This is a genomic window from Ekhidna sp., assembly GCF_039960695.1.
Lineage (GTDB): Bacteria > Bacteroidota > Bacteroidia > Cytophagales > Cyclobacteriaceae > Ekhidna.
Genome location: NZ_JBDVKP010000019.1, coordinates 198,232 through 218,942 on the forward strand (window position 1 = coordinate 198,232; position 20,711 = coordinate 218,942).

Consider the following 20,711-nt stretch of genomic DNA (forward strand, 5'->3'; position numbering starts at 1 on the left):
GAGTTAACAAAATTCCTATGGACAGAGAGCTTGAAACTGCCTTTTTAGAAGGGCTCGAACAAAACAAACAGAAGTTACTTCGTGTCTGCTCAGTGTATGCTGCGGATGACGAAGACAAGAAGGACCTTTTTCAGGAGGTGGTGATCAACATCTGGAAATCCATGCCGTCATTCAAAGCCAATTCTTCGCTGAGCACCTGGATGTTCCGAGTGACACTTAATGTATGCATCAATGCACAAACCAAGTTGACAAAAAAGAAGAAGCAATTCGTCAATATGGATAGTGTTGAATTGTTGCAATACGAAGGACCCCCACCACCAGAAGAGGAAAGTCAACAGCTCATCTATTTGCGCAGCTGCATCAAGAAGTTAAACGAAGCTGACAAAGCGCTGATTACCCTTGCTCTGGAGGAGTTGCCTTATAAGGAAATCGCAGAGGTTACGGGTATCACGGAAAATCATGTAGCTGTAAAAATCAAACGCATCAAAAACAAATTGTTGAATTGTATAAATGAAAGGTCATGATTGAAAAAGAATTATCTAAAATCTGGCAATCTTCACCACATCAGGAACAGGTGAAGTTTAAGAAATCACGTCTCATACTTGAAGTCGACTCTAATCTGGATCGATTTCACGGGGAGACAAAATGGTTACACCTGCGCGAAGCTTTGGGAGCAATCATCGCTATACCCATATTTGGATACTTTGGATTCACTGCTCCTTATCTGCTTACTAAAATTGGCGCTTTATTGATGGTGCTTTGGGCCACTTACATTTTACTTGTCATCAAGCGAACAAAAAAGAAAAAGCCAGCGGAATTAAGCGAAAACTATCTGCAGTATCTACTTAAGACCAAAGAATACCTGCAACTGCAAATAAAATTGCGACTAAGTATTTTTACTTGGTATGTACTTCCGTGTATGACATTTAGCTATGTTTTCGCTCTTGGTTTCTTTCTTGAAAATCCAGAAGCTACGAAGCTCATCGTAGGAGGTGGTGTTTACTGCTTATTCATTGGATATATGATTTACTTTCTGAACAGGCGATCTGCGAAGAAAGTAGTAGAACCAAAACTGAACAAAGTCAATGAGCTTATCAATACACTGGAAGAAAAAAACCATCGGCACCCAAGAGTCAAAAACTAAAACCAATTCAGTAAAACTTTAAAAACGACAATGATGTCAAAGTTCATAACAACAATATTAATGCTGGCAGCAACCTTGATTTGCTGCGCAGCTCAAACCATCATCTCAGGATGAAGTCAAAGCAATGTAAGTTTGAGAATACTGAATGGGCAAAATACCGGAATAGTAATCGGAATTATAGAGGAAGGAGGCACGACCTACTTTAGCTATGGTGTCAAGTCTTTGAACACCAATGATCCCGTAGATGAAAACTCTGTTTTTGAAATAGGATCCATTTCTAAATCCTTTACTGGGATAATACTAGCGGATTAAGTGATCAAAGCCAAGATGAACTTAGATGATCCGATCCAAAAATATTTGCCGAATAACGTCACAGCTCCAATGAAGGCGATTTTTAGATCAAACAAACACAGCATGTAGAAAATGTTGTGCTGCTGGAGTTGAAGAAATAGAGTCGAAATCAAACAAAAAATATCTGACATGAATTAGGAAAAGCTTCTTAAAACATACTTTAGAAGTTTTTTCATTTTTCAGATGTTGCCAATGTTTCAAGTTAGTTTTTGAATCCACTGATTAACAACAATTGTTATTAAACATCATTTCATGAGACTCATTAATGAGACGAGTTTATTGGACTAAACAGAAATAATTCGAATGAATTGGTGAGTTTCATTAAAAACTATCTCTTCCAAAGAGGCAGAATCTAAAAGTTTTGTCATAGCTAAATCCTTGCAGAGGATTTTACTCACCACAATTTGCAATGGCTATCTTTACACCAATAACTCCTATCAAAACCGAGTTAACGCAAATGATTGACGAAGAAAACTGTCTTAAGTCTATTGCCCATGGAAGCGAGCAGGCGTTGGAGAAGGTTTACAATCATTATTGTGATAAGGTATATAATACAATTCTCAGTTATACTAAAAATTCAGAGGATGCGGATGAACTTCTTCAAGATGTTTTTGTGACTGTTTACAAGACAGCCAAAAGTTTCAAATTCAACTCTTCAATCAGCACCTGGATTTATCGCATTGCAGTAAATAAATCATTAGATTTTCTTAGAAAAAAAAATAGTCAAAAAAGAAAGGGGTTTTTTACTTCGCTGTATGTGAAAGACTCAGCTGAGGTAAAATATGAATCTACAGATTTTGTTCATCCGGGTGTAAAATTGGAAAACAAAGAGGAGGCAAAGCTCCTTTTTAGGACAATTGACAAGCTCTCTGAAAACCAGAAAACAGCGTTTATACTTACGCAGATTGAAGGGCTCCCGCAGATGGAAGTAGCTGATATTATGAAGCAAAGCAGAAAGTCTGTGGAGTCTCTGGTACAACGAGCCAAAGCCAACTTGAAAAAGGAATTAGAAAAATTTTATCCTGAGCGAGGGAAATAATGTTAAAAAACGTCAAAATGGATATGGAACAAGAAAACCGGATAACCGAAGCAATGAATAGCCTGGACGGCATACAGGGAGCGAAAGCCCCTGCCGATGGCTTTGCGAAAATCCAGCAAAAACTGGCCAACCACCGAATGCAGAAGGAACAGCATCCTGTGGGTAGCTGGATGAAAGTAGCTGCCGTAGTGGCACTGGTGATTTGTTCAAACGTATGGGCCGTTTCAAATTACTGGACTTCAGAAAGTGTGGCAACTGAGGATTCTAGTAGCTACCCTCAACTAATGACGGACTTTAACCTTTACGACTATGAATAGTAAGCTGTATAAAATTGGGTTTTTTGTTTTGCTGGCAATCAATATTGGACTAGTGGCACTTTTTGTCTTCAGACCTAAGCCTCCCATCCGAGAAAAGGGCGCACGAGAGCAAATAAGTAAGAAGCTGGCATTAACCGAAGCGCAGGAAAAGCAGTTCGGAGAAATGGTAGCTACCCATCGGAAAGCTGTGCGAGCGCTCATAAATGAAGAAAGAACGTTGGTTCAGTCCTATTTTGAGCAACTTTCAGCAACGGCAAGCGTCGAAGAAAGGCAAGTGCTCCTTCAGCAAATTATGAAGCTGAAAGAGGATAAAATTGTGCTCACTTACAATCATTTTGAAGAGCTCAAATCACTTTGTAATGAGGAACAACTTGCAAAATTTGACGAGGTAATGGCTGACGTCATTCCCAGGCTTGTCAATGCTTCCAACAGACTTACGACCAGAAAAAGGCCCGAATGAACAGGCACCTCTACTGTTTAAAACTCCTCAGCTGATAGGTAAACGTCAGCATGAAATAACGCTGCAGCACCTGTGTCTGACTCTCCTGTACATATTGCGCAGTGACCGTCTGATTAAAGCTTTGATTTTCACCTAGCAGATCGAACACTGACAGTTCCAGCTCACCACGACTATCCTTCATGAATTTCTTGGCAACGCCCATATTCCATAAGGTGTATTGCGTATCAAACGAATCGTTCACCCCATTGTACTTTTGAAACAAAGTTTCGTTGCGGAAAACAAATCCTTTGGGGAAAATCAAATTAACGGTAGACCCAACAGTCTGAGTATAGTATTGACTGTTCGTCTCTGCCTGGATGGAATTATACACCCTGCTTCCCGAAAGCTGATAGTATACATTGTAGTCGATATTTTCACTGATATTGCTTACCAAAGCAACCTTAACATCAGCTGAATAGGTTTTTGCGATGTTCAACACATCGTTGGTTAACCCAGGAAGTCGGGTATAACTCACCCCTGTAGATACGTTCAGGTTATTTTTAATGGGTGAGATTAATATGCCATAGGTGGTGTTATTGCGGACAGACCAATAACCGTTTAGGTTAACCGGTGTAGTCAATTGTGCGCCTTCCGCCAGAGAGATACCACCACTGGTAACAGAGTCAGCCTCGATAATGGAAGTACTGTTTCCTATATAATCCGTCCTTGCTGTTACGCTAGTCTGATTGGAAATAGTGGCGTTTGCATCAAAATAGTTTTTCTGAAAACGCATCTGCAACGCATGTGAATAGGTTTGGTTCAGGTTTGGATTACCTATCGAAAGGAAAAGTGGATTGCTGTTGTTAATCACATTCTGCAACTGACTAGCAGATGGTTCAGTGGTAGAGGTTGAATACCTTGCAAAAAAATTACTACCCTCGCCCAGATCGATCCTCCCTAAGACAGATGGGAGAAAATTGCTGAAACTCCGTTTAGTATCCTCTGTGAGGGGAAGCACTTGTTCGTTTGCAAGTGTCGCATACTGATAGTTTAAGGATACATCAAAGATGTTTCCGAACTTATTATTCGAATAGCGGATGCCCGGAAGGTGTTTCGTGTATCGACTTTCAAAATTGTTGGATAACTCTTCACTAAATGTTTCAGCTCCTGTGGCTTCTGTGATCACAAACGTCTCTTTATCAGATTTACTTACGGCATTGCTCACCTCATAGCTCATCGACACCTGACCAGACGTGCCTACTGGCTCCGTGTAAGTCACCCTAGACCCCAGCGTATAATTTACCTCATCGGTATTGTATTCGATGAGCGAATCAAGTGACAGGTCCTCATATAAATTTTCTCTCGTCGTCGGGTTGATTCGTGTATTGAGGTCGAATGATATTGTCCTGCCTACCTTATTGAATTGATGCTGGAAAATAAGATTGTTGCTGAAATTGAACGACGTGTTTGAACTTGAGTAATTATTGAATGTCTCACTGAGCAGTTCACCGCTTTGATTGGTGGTCGCACCCAGAGTTACTTCTGTACTTTCATTGTCCTGGTAGCTAAATGAAGACCGTACCAAAAGGTTGTTGTTCTCATCAATTTTGTGATTGGCACGAAGGTTCAATCGATGATTAGAGTTGTCTGTAACCGACTGGAGGTCCTCTGAATAAAACTGGGTTGCTCCCCTTAAAAATGATTCGCGATTCAGCAGTTGGTCGTTGTTGTTTTGTGTCTGATTGAAGAAGTAGCTCCCTTCAAATGAGGTATTACTTCCCCAGTCATCGGTCAGATTTAACCCCACCGAATTGGTTCGAGTGATGCCACCCTGTGTACCCGTTATAAACGTCTGATTGCCTCCACCGCGAAATCCACCACGGCCGCCACCTCCACTGACACCTATCAGATCTTCACTGCCAAAGTTTTGCTGGTTGATGTTGTTGGTCATGCCCAGAAAGGTGAGTCGCTGATCTTTGTTGAAAGAGTTGATCGTTGCTCCTGCCTTGTACAAGTCATTTTCACCATACCCGGCATAGACTTTTCCAAATTGACCGTTTCGTTTGTCTACTTTGGTCACCACATTCATGGTCCAGGTGGTGTTTCCATCATCAAATCCTGTGAACTGGGACTGATCACTATCTTCATCATACACCTGCACTTTATCCACGATATCAGCCGGTATGGTATTGAGTGAAAGCAGCGGATCCTGCCCAAAAAATCGTTTTCCATCCAAGAGCACTTGCTCAATGCTTTCGCCATTAGCGCTCACTCCATCACTATCCACTACAATACCAGGCATTTTGCTCACCAGGTCCTTAGCGGAAGCGTCCGGGTTGGTTTTGTAGGCTACCGCATTGTACTGTGTGGTGTCACCTATTTGCTGAACGGCGATCACCTCGCCCTCCACCACCACTTCATCTAAATTGGTTATTTCAGGTTCCATGGAGATGACACCCAGCGCCTGATCCGGTACAGTGACTCTCAGGATTTTAGTAGATAGTTTATAGCCTATATTCGATATTCGCAACCGATAAAATGCGCGCTCAAGATCAGTGATGGTAAACCGCCCATCTCCGTCTGCCACTGCAAACCTGGATCGTGTGGAGTCTTTGACGTTTACCAGCAGGACAGTAGCCCCAATCAGTGGAGATTTGTCTGTAGCATCCACCACCGCACCGGATACAGATAGGTTTTGCTCCTGAGCAAAAGCAAAATAAATGCTGAATAAGAAAGTGATCAACGTTAGTAATGCTGCTTTCATATCTACTTAGTTTTGACCTTTACCATCATCTTCACTTTTCCGCTCCCTTTTGGTCTGTGTGATGCTTTGGTAGATTTTAAATTGATCTTCGTCCAACACATCGGCAATCAGCTCATCTTTCTCCTTTCTCAAAGTCTCCATTTTCTCTCTGATGCCCGCTCTGTCATTACTTTGTCGCATCTCTTCCATCGTTTCCTGAAGTGTGACAGCAAACTCCTTATAGATGCCATCCAGTAACAATTTCTGATCATCTGTCAGATTTTCGACTTTACTGTAAAGGGTTTGTTTCTCCCGTTCGATCATTTGGTCGGTACTTCCACCGGGTCTTCTTCCTCCTGGAGGTTGTGCGAGTGCAGAAAGTGAAAGGCCGATAAAGAGGATAAACAGGATGCTTTGAAGTGTTTTCATTTGGATTCTAAATTTTGATTTCCTCTTTAGACTCCAAACCTTAGTCGATCCCTCGCTGACAATTAAAATATTGATCGATAGAAAATGACTGTGTAGCGTGGGAAAGTGTTCAGTGCAAAAAAAAACATTAAACCACCGTTTTTTTCAAACATCGGTAGAAGTCAATAAAGCGAAGTGATTCAAGTTTCTGCCGATTGTGAATATATCCTTAACTTCATATGAGTGAATAAGTCCAGGAAAACCAGATTTGCACTACAAATTCCATTATGAAATTTACTGATCTAAAACAGTTTATTAGTGTTCATCAAATGGTTGCAAAATATACACTGCAACTTTTGTTCATACTGAACTGCTTCGTGGCTATTGCCCAGGATAATGCCCGAAAAGCCCAAATGTTCTATGATGATGAAAACTACGATAGTGCGCTTCTTTATGTGGATAAGGCTTTGGAGAACTCCCCCTCTTATCCTGCTCCGATATTAAAACTTAAGGCCGACATCATTTCTTATCAGAATCAATTCCTGGAAGCCATCGGGCTTTATAAAAACGTAATAGAACAGTTGGAATTTGGTGAAATCAGGGACTCTAAGCTAAAAATGAAGTCATATTCGGAAATAGGTTGGTGTTACGCACAGTTAGGGTTGTTCGAAAAAGCAAACAAATTTCAACATGCTGCAAGGAAACTAGCTATTGCTGCCAACGATAAAGAAGAAACAGCGGCGAGTTATTTCAACCTATCAACTAATCATGTGAGATTAACGAATTACGACAGTGGTATCCATTACATACAACTTGCCTACGATTTAGACTTGGAATCTGGAGATTCCCTGGCCATTTCTTCCGATCTAAATACCCTTGGTTATCTATTTGCCTCAAAGAAAGACTACACGAAAGCGCTGGATTATTACACTCAGTCCTTATCATTTGTGACCAAGAAAGACACCCGTAGGCTGGCGGTCAGATACAACAATCTTGGATCCATGGAAATGGAACTTTCACTCTTTGAAGAGGCAGAGAGCCACATTCTAAAATCCTATGAACTTCATGCTAGTTTGAAAGATTCGATTAAAATGATGCAGCGAGCTATTGGTCTGTGTCAATTGTACACGCGGATGGACCGACTAGGCCAAGCGAAACGTAACGGACAAGTAGCAGTAGCATTTTTCAAGAAAAAGAACAATGCCTTCTTTGAAGTGAAAGCAAGGATTCATCTGGCAAAAGCCTTTGAAAAAGGAGGCGAATATGAAAGAGCTCTCAACGAGCTAAAGTCAGTTATACAGGTTTGCAAGTCGGCTGGTTTACTTGAAGATTTGATTAAAGCACATGCTGATTTAATTGCAATTTATGAACGTCAGAATAATGTTCAAGAAGCCTTTAGGTACCTCAAACAGAATCAGATTTACATAGATTCCCTAAGCAGAAATGAGCAACTTCAAAAGGTCAGTAACCTTGAATTAAAGTTTATAACCGAGCAAAATGAGAAAGAAGTGGAATTGTTGCAACTGGAAAACAGACTGAAGGAAAGTGAAATTGAAAGACGAAGAAGGGAATCTCGAGTCCTCCTCACAGGGATTATTTTGGTAGTTGTTTTTGCTGCGATCATCATTTTTGTTCAACTTCAAAAGTTCCGACTAAAGAAAGCACTCCTCTCTCAAGAGATTGACACCTTACGAGTTCGCATCCAAACAATCCTTCCTCCTGAGGTGAACATCAGCCTGCATCAGCTCAACGAAGGACTGATCAAACCACTGTCGCAACGAGAATTTGAGATACTCCAACACGCGATTACAGACAAGACCAATCGGGAAATTGCTGATTTGGTTTTTGTTTCTATCAATACGGTCAAATTTCATTTAAGAAAAATCTACGAAAAGTTAGGCGTCTCCAACCGAAGCGAGGCACTTGAAAAGCTTCTTTCCAAGTCATAAAGGCACATCTTAGAAAACTATCCGGGGCGGGTAGCCAATTCTACCCAGGGTAGGTGGGCGATTTCATTGGTTCAATTCTGAATTTCGAATCAAACAAATCGCTAAAGCCATGAAAACATTTCGCACAGACGATCAGTCTTTCAAACAGTTTAAAAATAAGCAGAGGGTCATTGAATTCATTATTTTTCTGATCCTTCTCATTTTAGGTGTATCCGCCAAATCTCAAAATCTAGAGTTTATCAACAACATTGCTCAAACAAACACAAGTGGTTTGTCTATTCAGCAAATTTTAGCAGACGCAAGTGGGAACGTCTATGTTTTGGGTCACTTTGATGCCTCGGAAAGTGTAGATTTCGATCCATCTGCTGGGGCCAGCTCTCTACCTGGCACTCCTACGACTGATGCTTGGACAGATGTTTTTCTTGCAAAGTATGATGCAGCTGGAAATTACCAATGGGTAGTAGGCATCTACTCCACGGGTGTCGATCCACAACTTGGAGCTGCAGGAATTGAACTCGATGCATCTGGAAACATCTACTTAGTTGGCCATGTGGATGGAATCCCGGGTGCTACGATCCATTTTGCTGCAAGTGGTAGTCAAAGCGTGCAAGGATCAAGTAGCCTTGGCAATGATTACCGGTCTCCATTCATAACTAAGATTGACACAAACGGACAGGAAGTCTGGACAAGTAATCCTGTTACATCCGTCACACAGGTGAACGTTCATGATCTAGCTCTTTCGTCATCAGATGTGTTGATTACCGGAAGATATGCCAACGGAACTCCCATGAACCTGCCTGCAAACAGCCCGGCCACCGTAGACAATCACAACACCTTTGTGGCTGCCTTCGATCAGGGAACAGGTAGCCTTTCTTCTTCTGAGCGAGTCGTTACTGCAATAGTTGCTTCATCAGTTAATCACAATGAAGCTTTTTCCATCGACGTGGACGGCTCAGACAATATTTATCTCACCGGAAGATTTTTCAATAACACAGAGTTTGACCCGAGTGCCGGATCAACGCAAATTGACGGAGGTGCTGGCGGTAGTCTCTTTATCGCCAAGTACAACAGCAGCTATGCCCTTCAGTGGGCAGATGATGGCAATTCGGTCAATTCACAATTAAAAATTGCTTCTGATGGAAACGCCTGGGTTTCTGGATCAGGTGCTATCGAAAAATGGTCGTCTGGAGGTGTGAAATCAGCCATCAGTATTTCTGTAAATAATGATGATTTCGCACTGGATTCAAATAGCGACATCTATGTGGTAGATGAAGGGCTGGGGAGTTTTCAAAAATACAATGGCTCGACAGGTTCCCTTGTCATTGACGAAAACCTGAAAGCCAGCAATCTGTTCATCGATGCTGGTGACAATGTCTATGTAGGTGGGACACTCGGTAGCGCAGCGGAGGACTTTGACTTTGGGGCTGGGATTTTCAACAAAACACGAGATGGCAGCACGGATGATCGATTTTTGGCTGTATACAATACGTCAACAGATTCAAATGCACCTTCCTTCACCTCTTTTTCACCAGCAGATGGCACGGATCACATAGCAGTTGGTGCTGATCTGGTCCTAACATTTGATGAGCCCGTACGCCCTCTTTCAAATTCTGCGTCTCTAAACAAGCAGTTACACATTCGTAAAAAAGCGGACAACTCATCTGTGGTGGACGTGAATGTGTACAGCAGTGAGGTGTCCTTTTCCGGTAATGATATCACAATCGACCTCACCGCCGACCTGCCGGATGATACACACCTGTATGTATGGTTCGATGACGGCATGTTTATCGACTATGCTGGAAATGAAGCTTCTGGAATTTCAAATGGAGATGTAGACACATGGGATTTTAGCACAGGTGACATTCTTGACACAGATCCACCTATTGTTTCATCATTTTTCCCGTCAGATGATGCTACCGGAATTAGTATTCTTACAGGCCTAACCCTAACATTCGATGAAGACATCCAACCCTCGGGTTCTGGCTCTTTGGTGGTAAAACGTTACGATAACAATGCGACTGTGAAAGTAGTGGACATCACGACCCCTTCGTCGGCTGCAACATATAGCGGACATCAGTTGATCATAGATCTGGAGGCCGTAGCGGGAAGCATTTTGTTCGACACACAGTACTATGTGGAAATTCCTTCAGGCCTTATTTCAGACCTGGCAGGAAATGCGTTTGGAAATCTTGGTGACAAAGACACCTGGAATTTTACAACAGGTTCCAATACACCTCCTGTGGTAACTAGTTTGTCACCGCTCGACGAAGCTGTCGACGTGCAAGCCAGCGGCCAAACATTCTCCGTGACTTTTGACGAGTCCATTTTCGCCCACAACATTGATATTGAACTCTACGAATCACCTTCAACTTTGTTGGAAGCCTTTACGTCAAGTGACGTCACAATTTCAGGGAATACAGCTTCATTTACTCCCACCGTAACAATGAACAATTCAACGGGTCATTACATTACGGTGGCTTCGGGATCTTTTGTAGATGCCACTGGTAGTAGTCATGCGGGGCTTACTTCCACTTTTGACTGGAATTTTACCACTGCGGCAGCAGAAACAGATCCGCCTGTAGTCAGCAGTCTTTTACCTGTAGACAATGCCATCGACATTGCGGTGGACAATTTTGTTTTTACCATAACATTTGATGAGGATGTTCAGGTAAGTACCGGTACTTCGGGAACTCGAAACGTGGAGTTGATTAGATCTTCCGATGATTTAACGCTACTCTCTACTGGCTCCTTTAACACAGATAAGGTATCCATAGTGGATAATGTTGTGACGATCGACTACAATTTTGATGGCAGTCTGAATGGTTTTAGTTTGGATGAACTTACAGAATATCACATTGAGATTGGACCAAATGCCTTTGAAGATCTGTTGGGCAATAAGTTCCCAGGTATTGTCAAGCCTGATTGGAGTTTCACCACAGCATCGACTGCTGATCTAACGCCTCCATCCATTTCTACTTTGAACCCCACAGACAATGCTTCTGATATTTCAGTGGACAATTGGCTCTATGAAGTCACTTTTGATGAAGCGGTGGTTAAGGGTACCGGGTTTGTGAGGCTTAGAATCTACTCAAACGATGGTGCTTTTGCTACGGCGAACCTCACCCAGCATATTTCAGTTTCCGGGAGCACCGCAACCATCGATTTCAATGCGCTTGGCAGTTTAGATGCAATCAGTATGTCGGAAAGTACACAATACTACATCGAGATTGAAGACGGTGTTTTTGAAGACATGGCAGGCAATGCTTTCACAGGTCACAGCAAAGATGATTGGGATTTCACTACTGAAGCTGGTGGCGACGTAACGCCTCCAACAGTAACGCTACTCACTCCACTTGATGACGCCACTGATATTTCGGTAACGAATTGGATGTACACTGTTGATTTCGATGAAGATATCCAGGCAGGTAGCGGCCTTATCTATCTAAAAAGGAGCAGCGATGATGCCGTTTATGGTGTGGCTACTCCAGGCTCTGCGAGAGCGATTATTTCTGGTTCTCAGTTAAGTATTGACTTCAATGCAGATGGTAGCCAGGGAACTTCGGAGATGGATATGGACACAGATCACTATTTGGAAATTCCATCTGGAGCAATTGAAGACCTGTCAGGAAATGGGTTTACAGGAATAGCTAAACCAGACTGGAGCTTTACAACAGAAGCTGCAGATGTAACTGCGCCTGCTATTTCAAGCCTGGATCCACTCGATGATGCAACAGACGTTCCGGTTGACAATTGGGTGTACACCATCACATTTGACGAGGCGGTTCAAGCCGGTAGCGGCACTGTTCGGTTGAAGATTTATTCCTCAGATGGGACCTTCACGACTGGTAGCCTTGCTCAGCATGTATCAATCTCCGGGAACACAGCTACCATTGATTTCAATGCCCTGGGAAATCTGAACGCTTTTAGCCTAAACAATGAGACGAGGTATTACATAGAAGTTGAAGACGGTACTTTTGAAGACCTGGCTGGCAATGCCTACACAGGTCACTCAAAAGATGATTGGGATTTTACCACTAAACCACCGACCCCAATGATCTCTTCTTTATACCCTGCTGATGATGCGACCAATGTCTCTACCTCTCAATGGAGCTATACTATCGATTACGATAATCCTGTTCAGGTTGGCAATGGCTTAATAAATCTGAAAAGAATAGACAATGATCAAGTGTTTGCTTCAGCCGATGTTCTTGGCTCCAAAGTGATCGTCACTGGTTCTCAGGTTCTCATTGATTTTAATGCAGATGCCAGCCTCGATGCGACATCACTGGATGTCTCCACTGAATACTACATAGAAATTGCTGAAGGTAGGCTTGAAGATCTTTCGGGTGATGAGCTAGAAGGAATAGCAAAGCTCGATTGGAGTTTTACAACGGTCGCTGATGATACCGCTCCCTCTATCGTGTCATTGAATCCGGTAGATGATGCATCGGATATTGCGGTTGACAATTGGGTATATGTTGTGACGTTCGATGAACCTATTCAGACTGGCAGTGAAAATGTCATTTTAAAGCAGTATTCCACGGATGGAACATTTGCTTTTGGAAATATCGTGCAGCATGTCTCAATCAGCGGGAATGTGGCCACCATCGATTTCAATGCCCTTGGCTCACTGGATGCTGCTAGTTTGAATCATGAAACGAGGTATTACATCGCTATAGAAGATGGTGCGTTTGAAGACTTGACTGGCAACCCATTTGTCGGCCATTCAAAAGATGATTGGGACTTTACAACGGAAGAAGCTCCTGATACAACCCCTCCTGCGATCACCTCGCTAAATCCATCACATGGAGCTACGGGCGTGGCTATTGATACAGATTTAGTGCTGACTTTCGATGAAGACGTTCAGCTGGGTAGTTCTGGCACGTTTGAGATGTTTGATGCATCGGATGATTCTCAGATTGGAGCCACTTGGTCATTCATTGGAAATGCAGTAGTAGCCGGTAATCAAGTGACATATGATATCCCCATCGACCTCCCTAGCAGCACGGATGTTTACTTCATTATCTCAGGAGGAATCGAAGATCTGGCAGGGAATTCGTTTGCAGGGACCGATGAATCTTCCTGGAGTTTCACAACCAAAGAGAAACTGGATCAGACCATCACTTTTAATTTACTGGATGACAAAATTTTTGGAGATTCTGACTTCAATTTATCAGCAACTGCTTCGTCAGGTTTGGCAGTAAGCTACATGAGTTTGAATCCATCGGTTGCCACCATTATTGGCAGTACCGTTACGATTCACGGTGCAGGAACGACAAACATTACCACTTCTCAAAGTGGCGATGCAACATACAATCCAGCCATAGATGTGATGCAGGTGCTGACGGTACTTAAAGCTGATCAGCTGGTAACGATCGATCCGGTACCGGACAAACTAACTACGGATGGACCCTTCACTGTCAATGCTCAAACCACCTCTGGATTAACACTCGAATATTCCATCGCAAGCGGGCCGGCTTCTATCTCTGGTACAACTGTTACCCTCGATGCGGTTTCCGGAATGGTAATTCTTGAAGTAAGCCAGGCTGGTAACGTCAATTACAACGGCACAAGTGAATCCATTTCTTTCAATATTTCCGATCCAGCCAAAACGGATCAAACCATTTCCTTTGACGCGATTGCAGACAAAACGTTTGGTGACACTTCCTTCGGTTTAGTGGCAAGTGCCACTTCCGCTCTTGCAGTTGACTTAAGTGTGGTAAGCGGACCGATTAGCATTACTGGAAATGAGGTGATGATTACAGGAGCTGGAACGGCAATTATTTCTGCAAATCAATCAGGGGATGGGACATTTAATCCTGCCCCTGAAGTGACTCAAACGTTTATCATTAACAAAGCCGTTCAGTCAATTTCTTTTAATGAGATTGCCGACAAGATTTTTGATGATGATCCTTTTACGATTAATGCAAGCGCATCTTCAGGTCAGCCTGTGACATACGGCGTGGTGAGCGGCCCTGTCTCTGTAAGTGGCGCCACGGTTACAATCAGCGGAGCTGGGGTTGCTACGATCGCTGTTAATCAAGCTGGGAATGAAAACTATCTGCCCGCCGATGAAGTAACTCAATCTTTCACAATCGGCAAGGCAAATCAGACCATTTCGATCAATCCTGTGGCTGACAAGCTGATTATAGATGACCCATTTGATATTTCAGCCAGCGTTGATACTGGCCTGGAACTCACCTATGAGGTCATCGGGCCAGCCTCAATCAGTGGCACAACCATCTCACTGGATGGGTCAAGTGGTGTGGTGACAGTTACCGTTAGCCAACTAGGGAATGAAAACTACCATTCAACTTCGCAATCCATCTCATTTGATGTCATCAATCCATCTAAAATGGATCAAACAATCACTTTCGATCCAATTGCAAACAAAACGTATGGTGATCCTTCTTTTGAGTTGGTAACTTCAGCTTCCTCTGGACTAAGTGTTCAGTTGTCGGTCATCAGTGGACCCGTTTCTATTAGTGGATCAACTGTATCGCTCAATGGAGCAGGGGATGTAACTCTTGCAGCTAGCCAAACTGGTGATGATGATTACAATGCTGCAAGTGAAGTCACTCAGTCATTTACTATTACCAAAGCAAATCAAATTATTTCGATAGATCCAGTCGCTGATAAACTGACAACTGACGACCCTTTTGATGTCACAGCAACTACGAATTCCGGGCTGCAACTTTCATATGAGGTAATTGGACTAGCATCCATCGCAGGAGCAACTGTAACACTCGATGGAACAGCAGGAACCATAACAGTGACAGTCAGTCAGGAAGGTGATAGCAACTACAATGCTGCCTCCGAATCGATCACTTTTGAGGTTACAGAAGAAACTGCCCTTGCGATTGATAATAAGCTGATCGAAGTTAAGATTTATCCAAATCCAGTCTCAGATTTCATTTTCATCGAGAGCAATGAAGCAGTCTCGGCACAATTGTTCGATCTAAGGGGGAAACTACTCAAGAATGAGCTTGCTCAACCAGGAAAAATGGATGTTAGGAACATCATTCCAGGTGTCTATTTAATAGAAATTACTAGCGGAAATCATAAAATTCACAAACGAATCGTAAAGACAAACTAAGGCAGCCCCCGATCTTGATCCAACGAGATTGGGTCAGTCGGGGAGCGATTATGGGCGGCTCGAGGAGCTGCCCTTTTCTATTCTAAGTTCAAGAGATCTGAAGAAAACATACATGTTTTGCTAGAATTTTGAGCGCGCAGAATCCTGACCGACTAAAAATCCTTCAATACATCGAATTGGGATTTGCAGACGTCTCAGGGATTTTTTGAATGGAGTCCCAATGCTCGCAAATTTTTCCTTTATCGTCGAACCTGAAGAAATCCATGGTAACGTATTGATCATTGTCAGGCCATATCTGATGAGTGTGCATGGCTACTAAGTCGCCTTCAGCAATGCATCTAACAAATTCAATGCTTTTTTCAGGATACTCTTTTTGCATCCGTTCGAAATAATTGATAAATCCATTTAACCCGTCAGCTACATCTGGATTGTGTTGAATGTATTGATCCCCAACGTACAATTCAATAGCGATGCGAGGATCTCCCTCGTAGGCCATTTTGTAGTATGCAATGGCATTTTCTTTGTTTTTTTCTAAGTTCACTTTTTTATCATTTTAAAGTTCTTAATAATTCCAAAGCTGACTTATGCGGCCTTCCAGCAGCCTTTTCAAAATCTGAGGGTACATCATTTTTTGGTATGTCGTTATCCATGGGTTGCAAACCAGGTATTTGAAGATGACAGTCCATCTGTGTTTATATAACATCTACTAAAGTAGAGCAATTGAAATGTACCTTAACGGAGGGCTGAAATGAAAACTAAGAAAATCTAGACTAAATGAATTTTCGTACTGTCTTTGTTTCTCGCTTTCATTCTTTCTATTGCTAATACTATCTATGGAGAATTTCTAAGTAGGCCTTAACTCGCCAAGAGAGTAAATCGTGAAAAAATTGAAAGAATCACACCTTGCTTAGCTACACTCCAAAAAATGTCACCAGTAATTTCATAATCAGTATGGTAGTTAACACGATAGGCAATATATATTTCAGCGCTATTGTCATATATCGTTGAAGGAATGAGGCCTTATAATCAGAACCAATAGCTAGCTCCTGATCGAGGTTGGCTTTTTTCCAGGCATAAGCAGCAAATAAGGTGATCAATAAGCCTACCAGGGGAAGGAGTGTGTCATTAGCCAGATTGATTACGAATGTTAAAAAGCTAATGGGTTGATCTGATCCGATATATTTAACAAAAGAAGTCAGTTGATCTGAATACCCGTTTCCAAGAAGAGAAGGTATCCCAGTTGAAAATACTACCAGAGCAGTGGTGAGTACGGCCTTCTTTCTGGTTATGTTAAATTCATCGACCAGAAAAGCTACAGGAACTTCCATCATGGAAACAGTAGAGGTAAGCGCAGCAAAGCATAAAAGGAGGAAAAAGAATGCACCGATAAACGCTCCAGTACTACCCCCAATTTCGGCAAAAATCTCAGGCAATGAAACAAAAATCAAGTCAGGCCCATTGGCCACATTGTCTAAATGTCCTTCTGACATAAATCCAAGTAGGGGAAAAATCATCAGTCCTGCTAAAAAGGCTATCCCAACATCAGCTAGAGTAACGATGACAGCACTTTTCACTAAGTTTTCCTTTTTGCTTACATAGCTCCCGTAAGTTATTAAAGCTCCCATTCCTAGTGAAAGAGAAAAAAAGGCCTGCCCCATCGCATTGAACACAGTACTTAATGTAACTTCATTGAAATCAGGAATAATATAAAATTCAAGCCCTTGGATTGCATTGGGAAGAGTCATTGCATAGATGGAAACCGAAATGATCATAATGATCAAAGCAGGCATTAGCACTTTAGCCAGCTTTTCGATGCCTCCGGAGACACCTTTTGAAACAAAAAAACTGGTTAGTGCCATGAAAATTATGGCATAGGAAACCACCTTAAAAAGATCAGAAGTATAGCTCTGGAATTCATGGTGAATGTTGAAATTGAAAGTTGCTATTTCGAAGATGTATCCGAATGCCCAGGCCGCTATCACATTATAATATGATAGAATCAAGATACTACTCAGGATGCCAAGTAGCCCGGCAAATTTCCAATTTTTAAAACCAAGAGCCTTAAAGGCTCCGACGGCATTGCGGCCTGTCTTTCTTCCAATTGCCAACTCAGTTAGCATAACTGGGATACAGATGGTGAAACAAAAAAAGAGATATATGAAAAGAAAGGCACCTCCACCACCTTGACTTACTTCGTATGGAAATCCCCATATGTTTCCCAAACCAACAGCAGCTCCTGCGGTCGCAGCTATGAATCCCAACCGATTCGAAAAGTTTCCTCTTTTATTCATTTTGACAACAATTTTATGAGTTGCCAATCTCAGAATTATTGGAAATTGATTCGGTTATTTGTCTAAAGTAATTATGAAATGGTCAGAAGAAATTATTCAGACAATCTTGTTTGTCTGAACTGTCAAATCTTCAGAGAGCCGGATGTGATCTGGAGAAACGGACAAGCGCACTTTTCTAGCTTCATCATCAGCAGTCTCAAAGAGCGTGGATTTCAGCGGTATTTCATGAAGGTCTTTGGTCCAGTTCCCTTTCCCAAAAACTCCTTCTAAAATTGCGATGTTCAGACGCCTTATTTCATTATGGTCATTAATGTCATATTGCTTATCGGTTCGTTGGTCATTCTTGGGTTTTATCTCCAGCCAGTCCTTCCCACTCTTTCTACTCATGGCAAATTTTAGCAATAGATTAAAAAGTGCTTGAGATAATGGAAATGTACTATTTCCAGCAATTCCAGAGAGCTTTACAATATGATCAAATTTTCCACCAACCTTCCGGACTCGAGTAAGTGATAGTGATAATTTCTCTACTTCTGGAATTATTTGGAATGAAAGTTCCCTTACCCAACTTAAAGCCAGAGCGAAGAAGAGCATAATCAAAGAGGTTTTAAAAATTGCAGAAAAGAGTGTCTGGTTAATGTCAGAACCGATCAATTTGTATCCCTGAGCAATTAATGTCGTCAAAATACACACTACAGATAGCCATGCAAGCATTTTCAGCCTACGTTTGGCAAATGATTCCCAAAGGACATAGCCAAGAAAAATCAATGTCAGAACGGCATAATAGACATCCAGCTCATTTATGAACGATTGCTCGTTGGAGCTTGACATTCTATTGAGTGTGGGTAGTAGCGAAAACAGGAAAGGTAAGCCAACAAATAGTTTCCAAAATCTGGATTGAATCAAGGGTTTGAGCAAAGAAGGTAGATAACGAAACCAGGGCAGAGCAAGTAGAATAAATAAACTGTTGAAAAGAGAGAAAATACTTCTGGTCCCATTTAGATAGAGCTCTTTATTTTCATTTTCCACTAATGAGAAAATAATTTCACAAGTGCCTGAAAAGCTCCACGCTAAAATTGATAAAGCCAGCCAAACCTGTCCAAAATCTTTTTGTTTCCTTCCAAGGTGAAACCAGATTGCAAGCAAGCCCAGGAAGGCAAAAAAGCATACAGCCATTTGCCACCACCCATAAAAAAGAAGAATGCTACTTTCTTCGATTCCTGAAATAGATTCATCACTCATATTTCTAAGATAATAAGCTTCGTCAAAACCCTACAAGCGGTTGTAGACGTGATAAGAGTCTATTGATAAACATTCAATATCAACCTTAATTTGGTAATCTTTCTTATACGGATATAATATACCAAGTTAATTTAGGTTCAATTCCCTAATTAACCAGGCAGTACGGTCGGAGATAATGTCTTCACCTTTCATAAAATGGCCAGCGTCATATCTCTTTTTTTCTTTAGCATTTGGTGTCAGTGCATTAAAGAAAATATTTCCATCAATTTTTGATATGAATGGATCACTATTAGAAAACTGGCAAAACACGCTACCCTTAAGCTGACTTACAAAATCAGTCAATTCGAAAACCGCATTCTGTCTTACATACTCATACTTTGATTTTGGTTGATTGGCAAGAAAAGCCCAATCATAAAGACTGGATGTTACGGCAATAAAAACATAGGTTTTGGCTCTGGGTTCAACGCCGGCTGCAATAGCACCATACATGCCTGAATAATCATGTCCTACAAATGCAATGCGTGCAGTGTCAACATTCTCATGAGACATCAGCAGATCCATGGCGCGTCGAAATTCAATGACTTGCCGGATTGAATTTCCATAATCTTCTTCCAATACCCGGCTCTCATACCAAGCAGGGTCTGACCACATAGTATTGATTAACACTGAAATAACTCCTCTGGAAGCCAGGGCTACTGCTTCGGCCAGATACTGCTCCCGATTTGATGTATGATGACCAAGCCAATGTCCCCACAAAATTCCTGCAAATACGCCCGAACCATTCGGTTCAACGATGTAAGCTTCAACTGAGTCGGTACCAGGCACTCCTACGAAGGTTATATCACGAATAATTACAGACTCTCTTTGTTCTAGCGCAATGTCCTTAATGCCTAAGTCAATCGACTTGTCATAACTGAATAATGATTTTCTATCCTCAAAGGATATCTCAGATGACTGAGTTTGTGCATTAATAGGCTGTGGGTTGAAGAATATTAGGTTGAATAATAACACAATACCTTTCAGGGGATTTAAGAAGGAAGTTGACCTCATTGGCTCATAAGAACTTTAGTTTCCTAGTAATTTAGATAATCTTAAAAGTATGGAAGATGTCCTGCTTTTTTTCAAATTGTCGGAAATGAATCATAGTTGTCAGTACTGACAATTTCAGCTAAACTGTTCTATTAATCTGCTAACCTGAGCGAGGTGATGATCATCATGTTCTGCAACAAAAAGAAATAGATCCATTGTACGCATAGGAGTTTTCAATCTAGGGTGCAAAGCATACTTATAAACTTCCTTTTCTGATATAGATCTAAGTTTACTAATAGTTGCTTTTCGGGTGTTTCTGAATTCCATTAGCAGGTCGTTAATTTCCCTATTGTTATGACCTGCCAAGTCTGTTTTTTTATTTTCTAAATCTGCGGATCTTAAAAATTTCTTATTGGTCAGTATATCTTCCAGCCTACCATGCCAGATTGGCTCCAGGTCAATAAGGTGGCCAATATTTTCTTGAATGGACCATTTATTATCGTGCTTAATGGTCAATTGTTCGGTGGGAAGCTCAGTAATTTTATGCGCGAGTCGCAATGGAGTACCTTCAAGTCTCTCAATAATTGATGGAAGGATGTTGTGTTCCGTTGTAAAATCAAAAACTCTATCAAACCATTTTACCTGTTGCATCATTTTCTAATATTT

15 protein-coding genes are annotated in these 20,711 nt (G+C 41.7%); 8 read left to right on the forward strand and 7 right to left on the reverse strand.

Features of this window, described 5'->3' with window-relative positions:
* Nucleotides 1-17 precede the first annotated feature (17 nt).
* From ABJG98_RS14530 to ABJG98_RS14555, 6 genes are all read left to right on the forward strand, one after another.
* A complete protein-coding gene (locus ABJG98_RS14530) occupies nt 18-524 on the forward strand; it encodes a sigma-70 family RNA polymerase sigma factor (protein ID WP_348280263.1) in 507 nt (168 codons plus the stop codon).
* Complete coding sequence (locus ABJG98_RS14535; protein WP_348280264.1) at nt 521-1,144, forward strand: hypothetical protein; 624 nt, start codon at nt 521-523, stop codon at nt 1,142-1,144. Before ABJG98_RS14530 ends, ABJG98_RS14535 begins: the two co-directional genes overlap by 4 nt.
* 132 nt (nt 1,145-1,276) lie before the next feature.
* Nucleotides 1,277-1,456, forward strand: a complete 180-nt coding sequence (locus ABJG98_RS14540) for a serine hydrolase (RefSeq protein WP_348280265.1) — start codon at nt 1,277-1,279, stop codon at nt 1,454-1,456.
* 448 nt (nt 1,457-1,904) lie between these two features.
* Nucleotides 1,905-2,534: an RNA polymerase sigma factor gene (locus ABJG98_RS14545; RefSeq protein WP_348280266.1), complete on the forward strand. Its 630-nt coding sequence runs from the start codon at nt 1,905-1,907 to the stop codon at nt 2,532-2,534.
* Nucleotides 2,534-2,851: a hypothetical protein gene (locus ABJG98_RS14550; protein ID WP_348280267.1), complete on the forward strand. Its 318-nt coding sequence runs from the start codon at nt 2,534-2,536 to the stop codon at nt 2,849-2,851. Before ABJG98_RS14545 ends, ABJG98_RS14550 begins: the two co-directional genes overlap by 1 nt.
* A complete protein-coding gene (locus ABJG98_RS14555) occupies nt 2,844-3,311 on the forward strand; it encodes a hypothetical protein (RefSeq protein WP_348280268.1) in 468 nt (155 codons plus the stop codon). Before ABJG98_RS14550 ends, ABJG98_RS14555 begins: the two co-directional genes overlap by 8 nt.
* Before the next feature lie 10 nt (nt 3,312-3,321).
* Here ABJG98_RS14555 and ABJG98_RS14560 read toward each other — a convergent pair whose 3' ends face one another.
* Complete coding sequence (locus ABJG98_RS14560; protein WP_348280269.1) at nt 3,322-6,054, reverse strand: TonB-dependent receptor; 2,733 nt, start codon at nt 6,052-6,054, stop codon at nt 3,322-3,324.
* 6 nt (nt 6,055-6,060) lie between these two features.
* Nucleotides 6,061-6,462: a hypothetical protein gene (locus ABJG98_RS14565; protein WP_348280270.1), complete on the reverse strand. Its 402-nt coding sequence runs from the start codon at nt 6,460-6,462 to the stop codon at nt 6,061-6,063.
* 266 nt (nt 6,463-6,728) lie between these two features.
* Between ABJG98_RS14565 and ABJG98_RS14570 the strand changes: the two genes are divergently transcribed.
* Nucleotides 6,729-8,390 (forward strand): LuxR C-terminal-related transcriptional regulator, encoded by a 1,662-nt coding sequence (locus ABJG98_RS14570; RefSeq protein WP_348280271.1) that lies wholly within the window; start codon nt 6,729-6,731, stop codon nt 8,388-8,390.
* A 109-nt stretch (nt 8,391-8,499) separates the two neighbouring features.
* The gene (locus ABJG98_RS14575) at nt 8,500-15,486 is read left to right on the forward strand and encodes an Ig-like domain-containing protein (protein WP_348280272.1); all 6,987 of its coding nucleotides are present in this window, start codon (nt 8,500-8,502) and stop codon (nt 15,484-15,486) included.
* Between the two features lie 163 nt (nt 15,487-15,649).
* On the opposite strand, the gene ABJG98_RS14580 is transcribed toward ABJG98_RS14575, so the two are convergent.
* The 5 genes from ABJG98_RS14580 to ABJG98_RS14600 all read right to left on the reverse strand — a co-directional run bounded on the left by ABJG98_RS14580 (nt 15,650) and on the right by ABJG98_RS14600 (nt 20,699).
* A complete protein-coding gene (locus ABJG98_RS14580; protein ID WP_348280273.1) occupies nt 15,650-16,027 on the reverse strand; it encodes an ester cyclase in 378 nt (125 codons plus the stop codon).
* A 370-nt stretch (nt 16,028-16,397) separates the two neighbouring features.
* Nucleotides 16,398-17,777, reverse strand: a complete 1,380-nt coding sequence (locus ABJG98_RS14585; RefSeq protein WP_348280274.1) for a sodium-dependent transporter — start codon at nt 17,775-17,777, stop codon at nt 16,398-16,400.
* 96 nt (nt 17,778-17,873) lie between these two features.
* Nucleotides 17,874-19,016 carry a hypothetical protein gene (locus ABJG98_RS14590; protein ID WP_348280275.1) on the reverse strand — a complete coding sequence of 381 codons (1,143 nt, stop codon included), beginning with the start codon at nt 19,014-19,016 and terminating at the stop codon, nt 17,874-17,876.
* Between the two features lie 126 nt (nt 19,017-19,142).
* Complete coding sequence (locus ABJG98_RS14595; protein ID WP_348280276.1) at nt 19,143-20,066, reverse strand: hypothetical protein; 924 nt, start codon at nt 20,064-20,066, stop codon at nt 19,143-19,145.
* Between the two features lie 114 nt (nt 20,067-20,180).
* Entirely contained in the window at nt 20,181-20,699 is a 519-nt protein-coding gene (locus tag ABJG98_RS14600) for a DinB family protein (protein ID WP_348280277.1), read from the reverse strand.
* Nucleotides 20,700-20,711 lie beyond the last annotated feature (12 nt).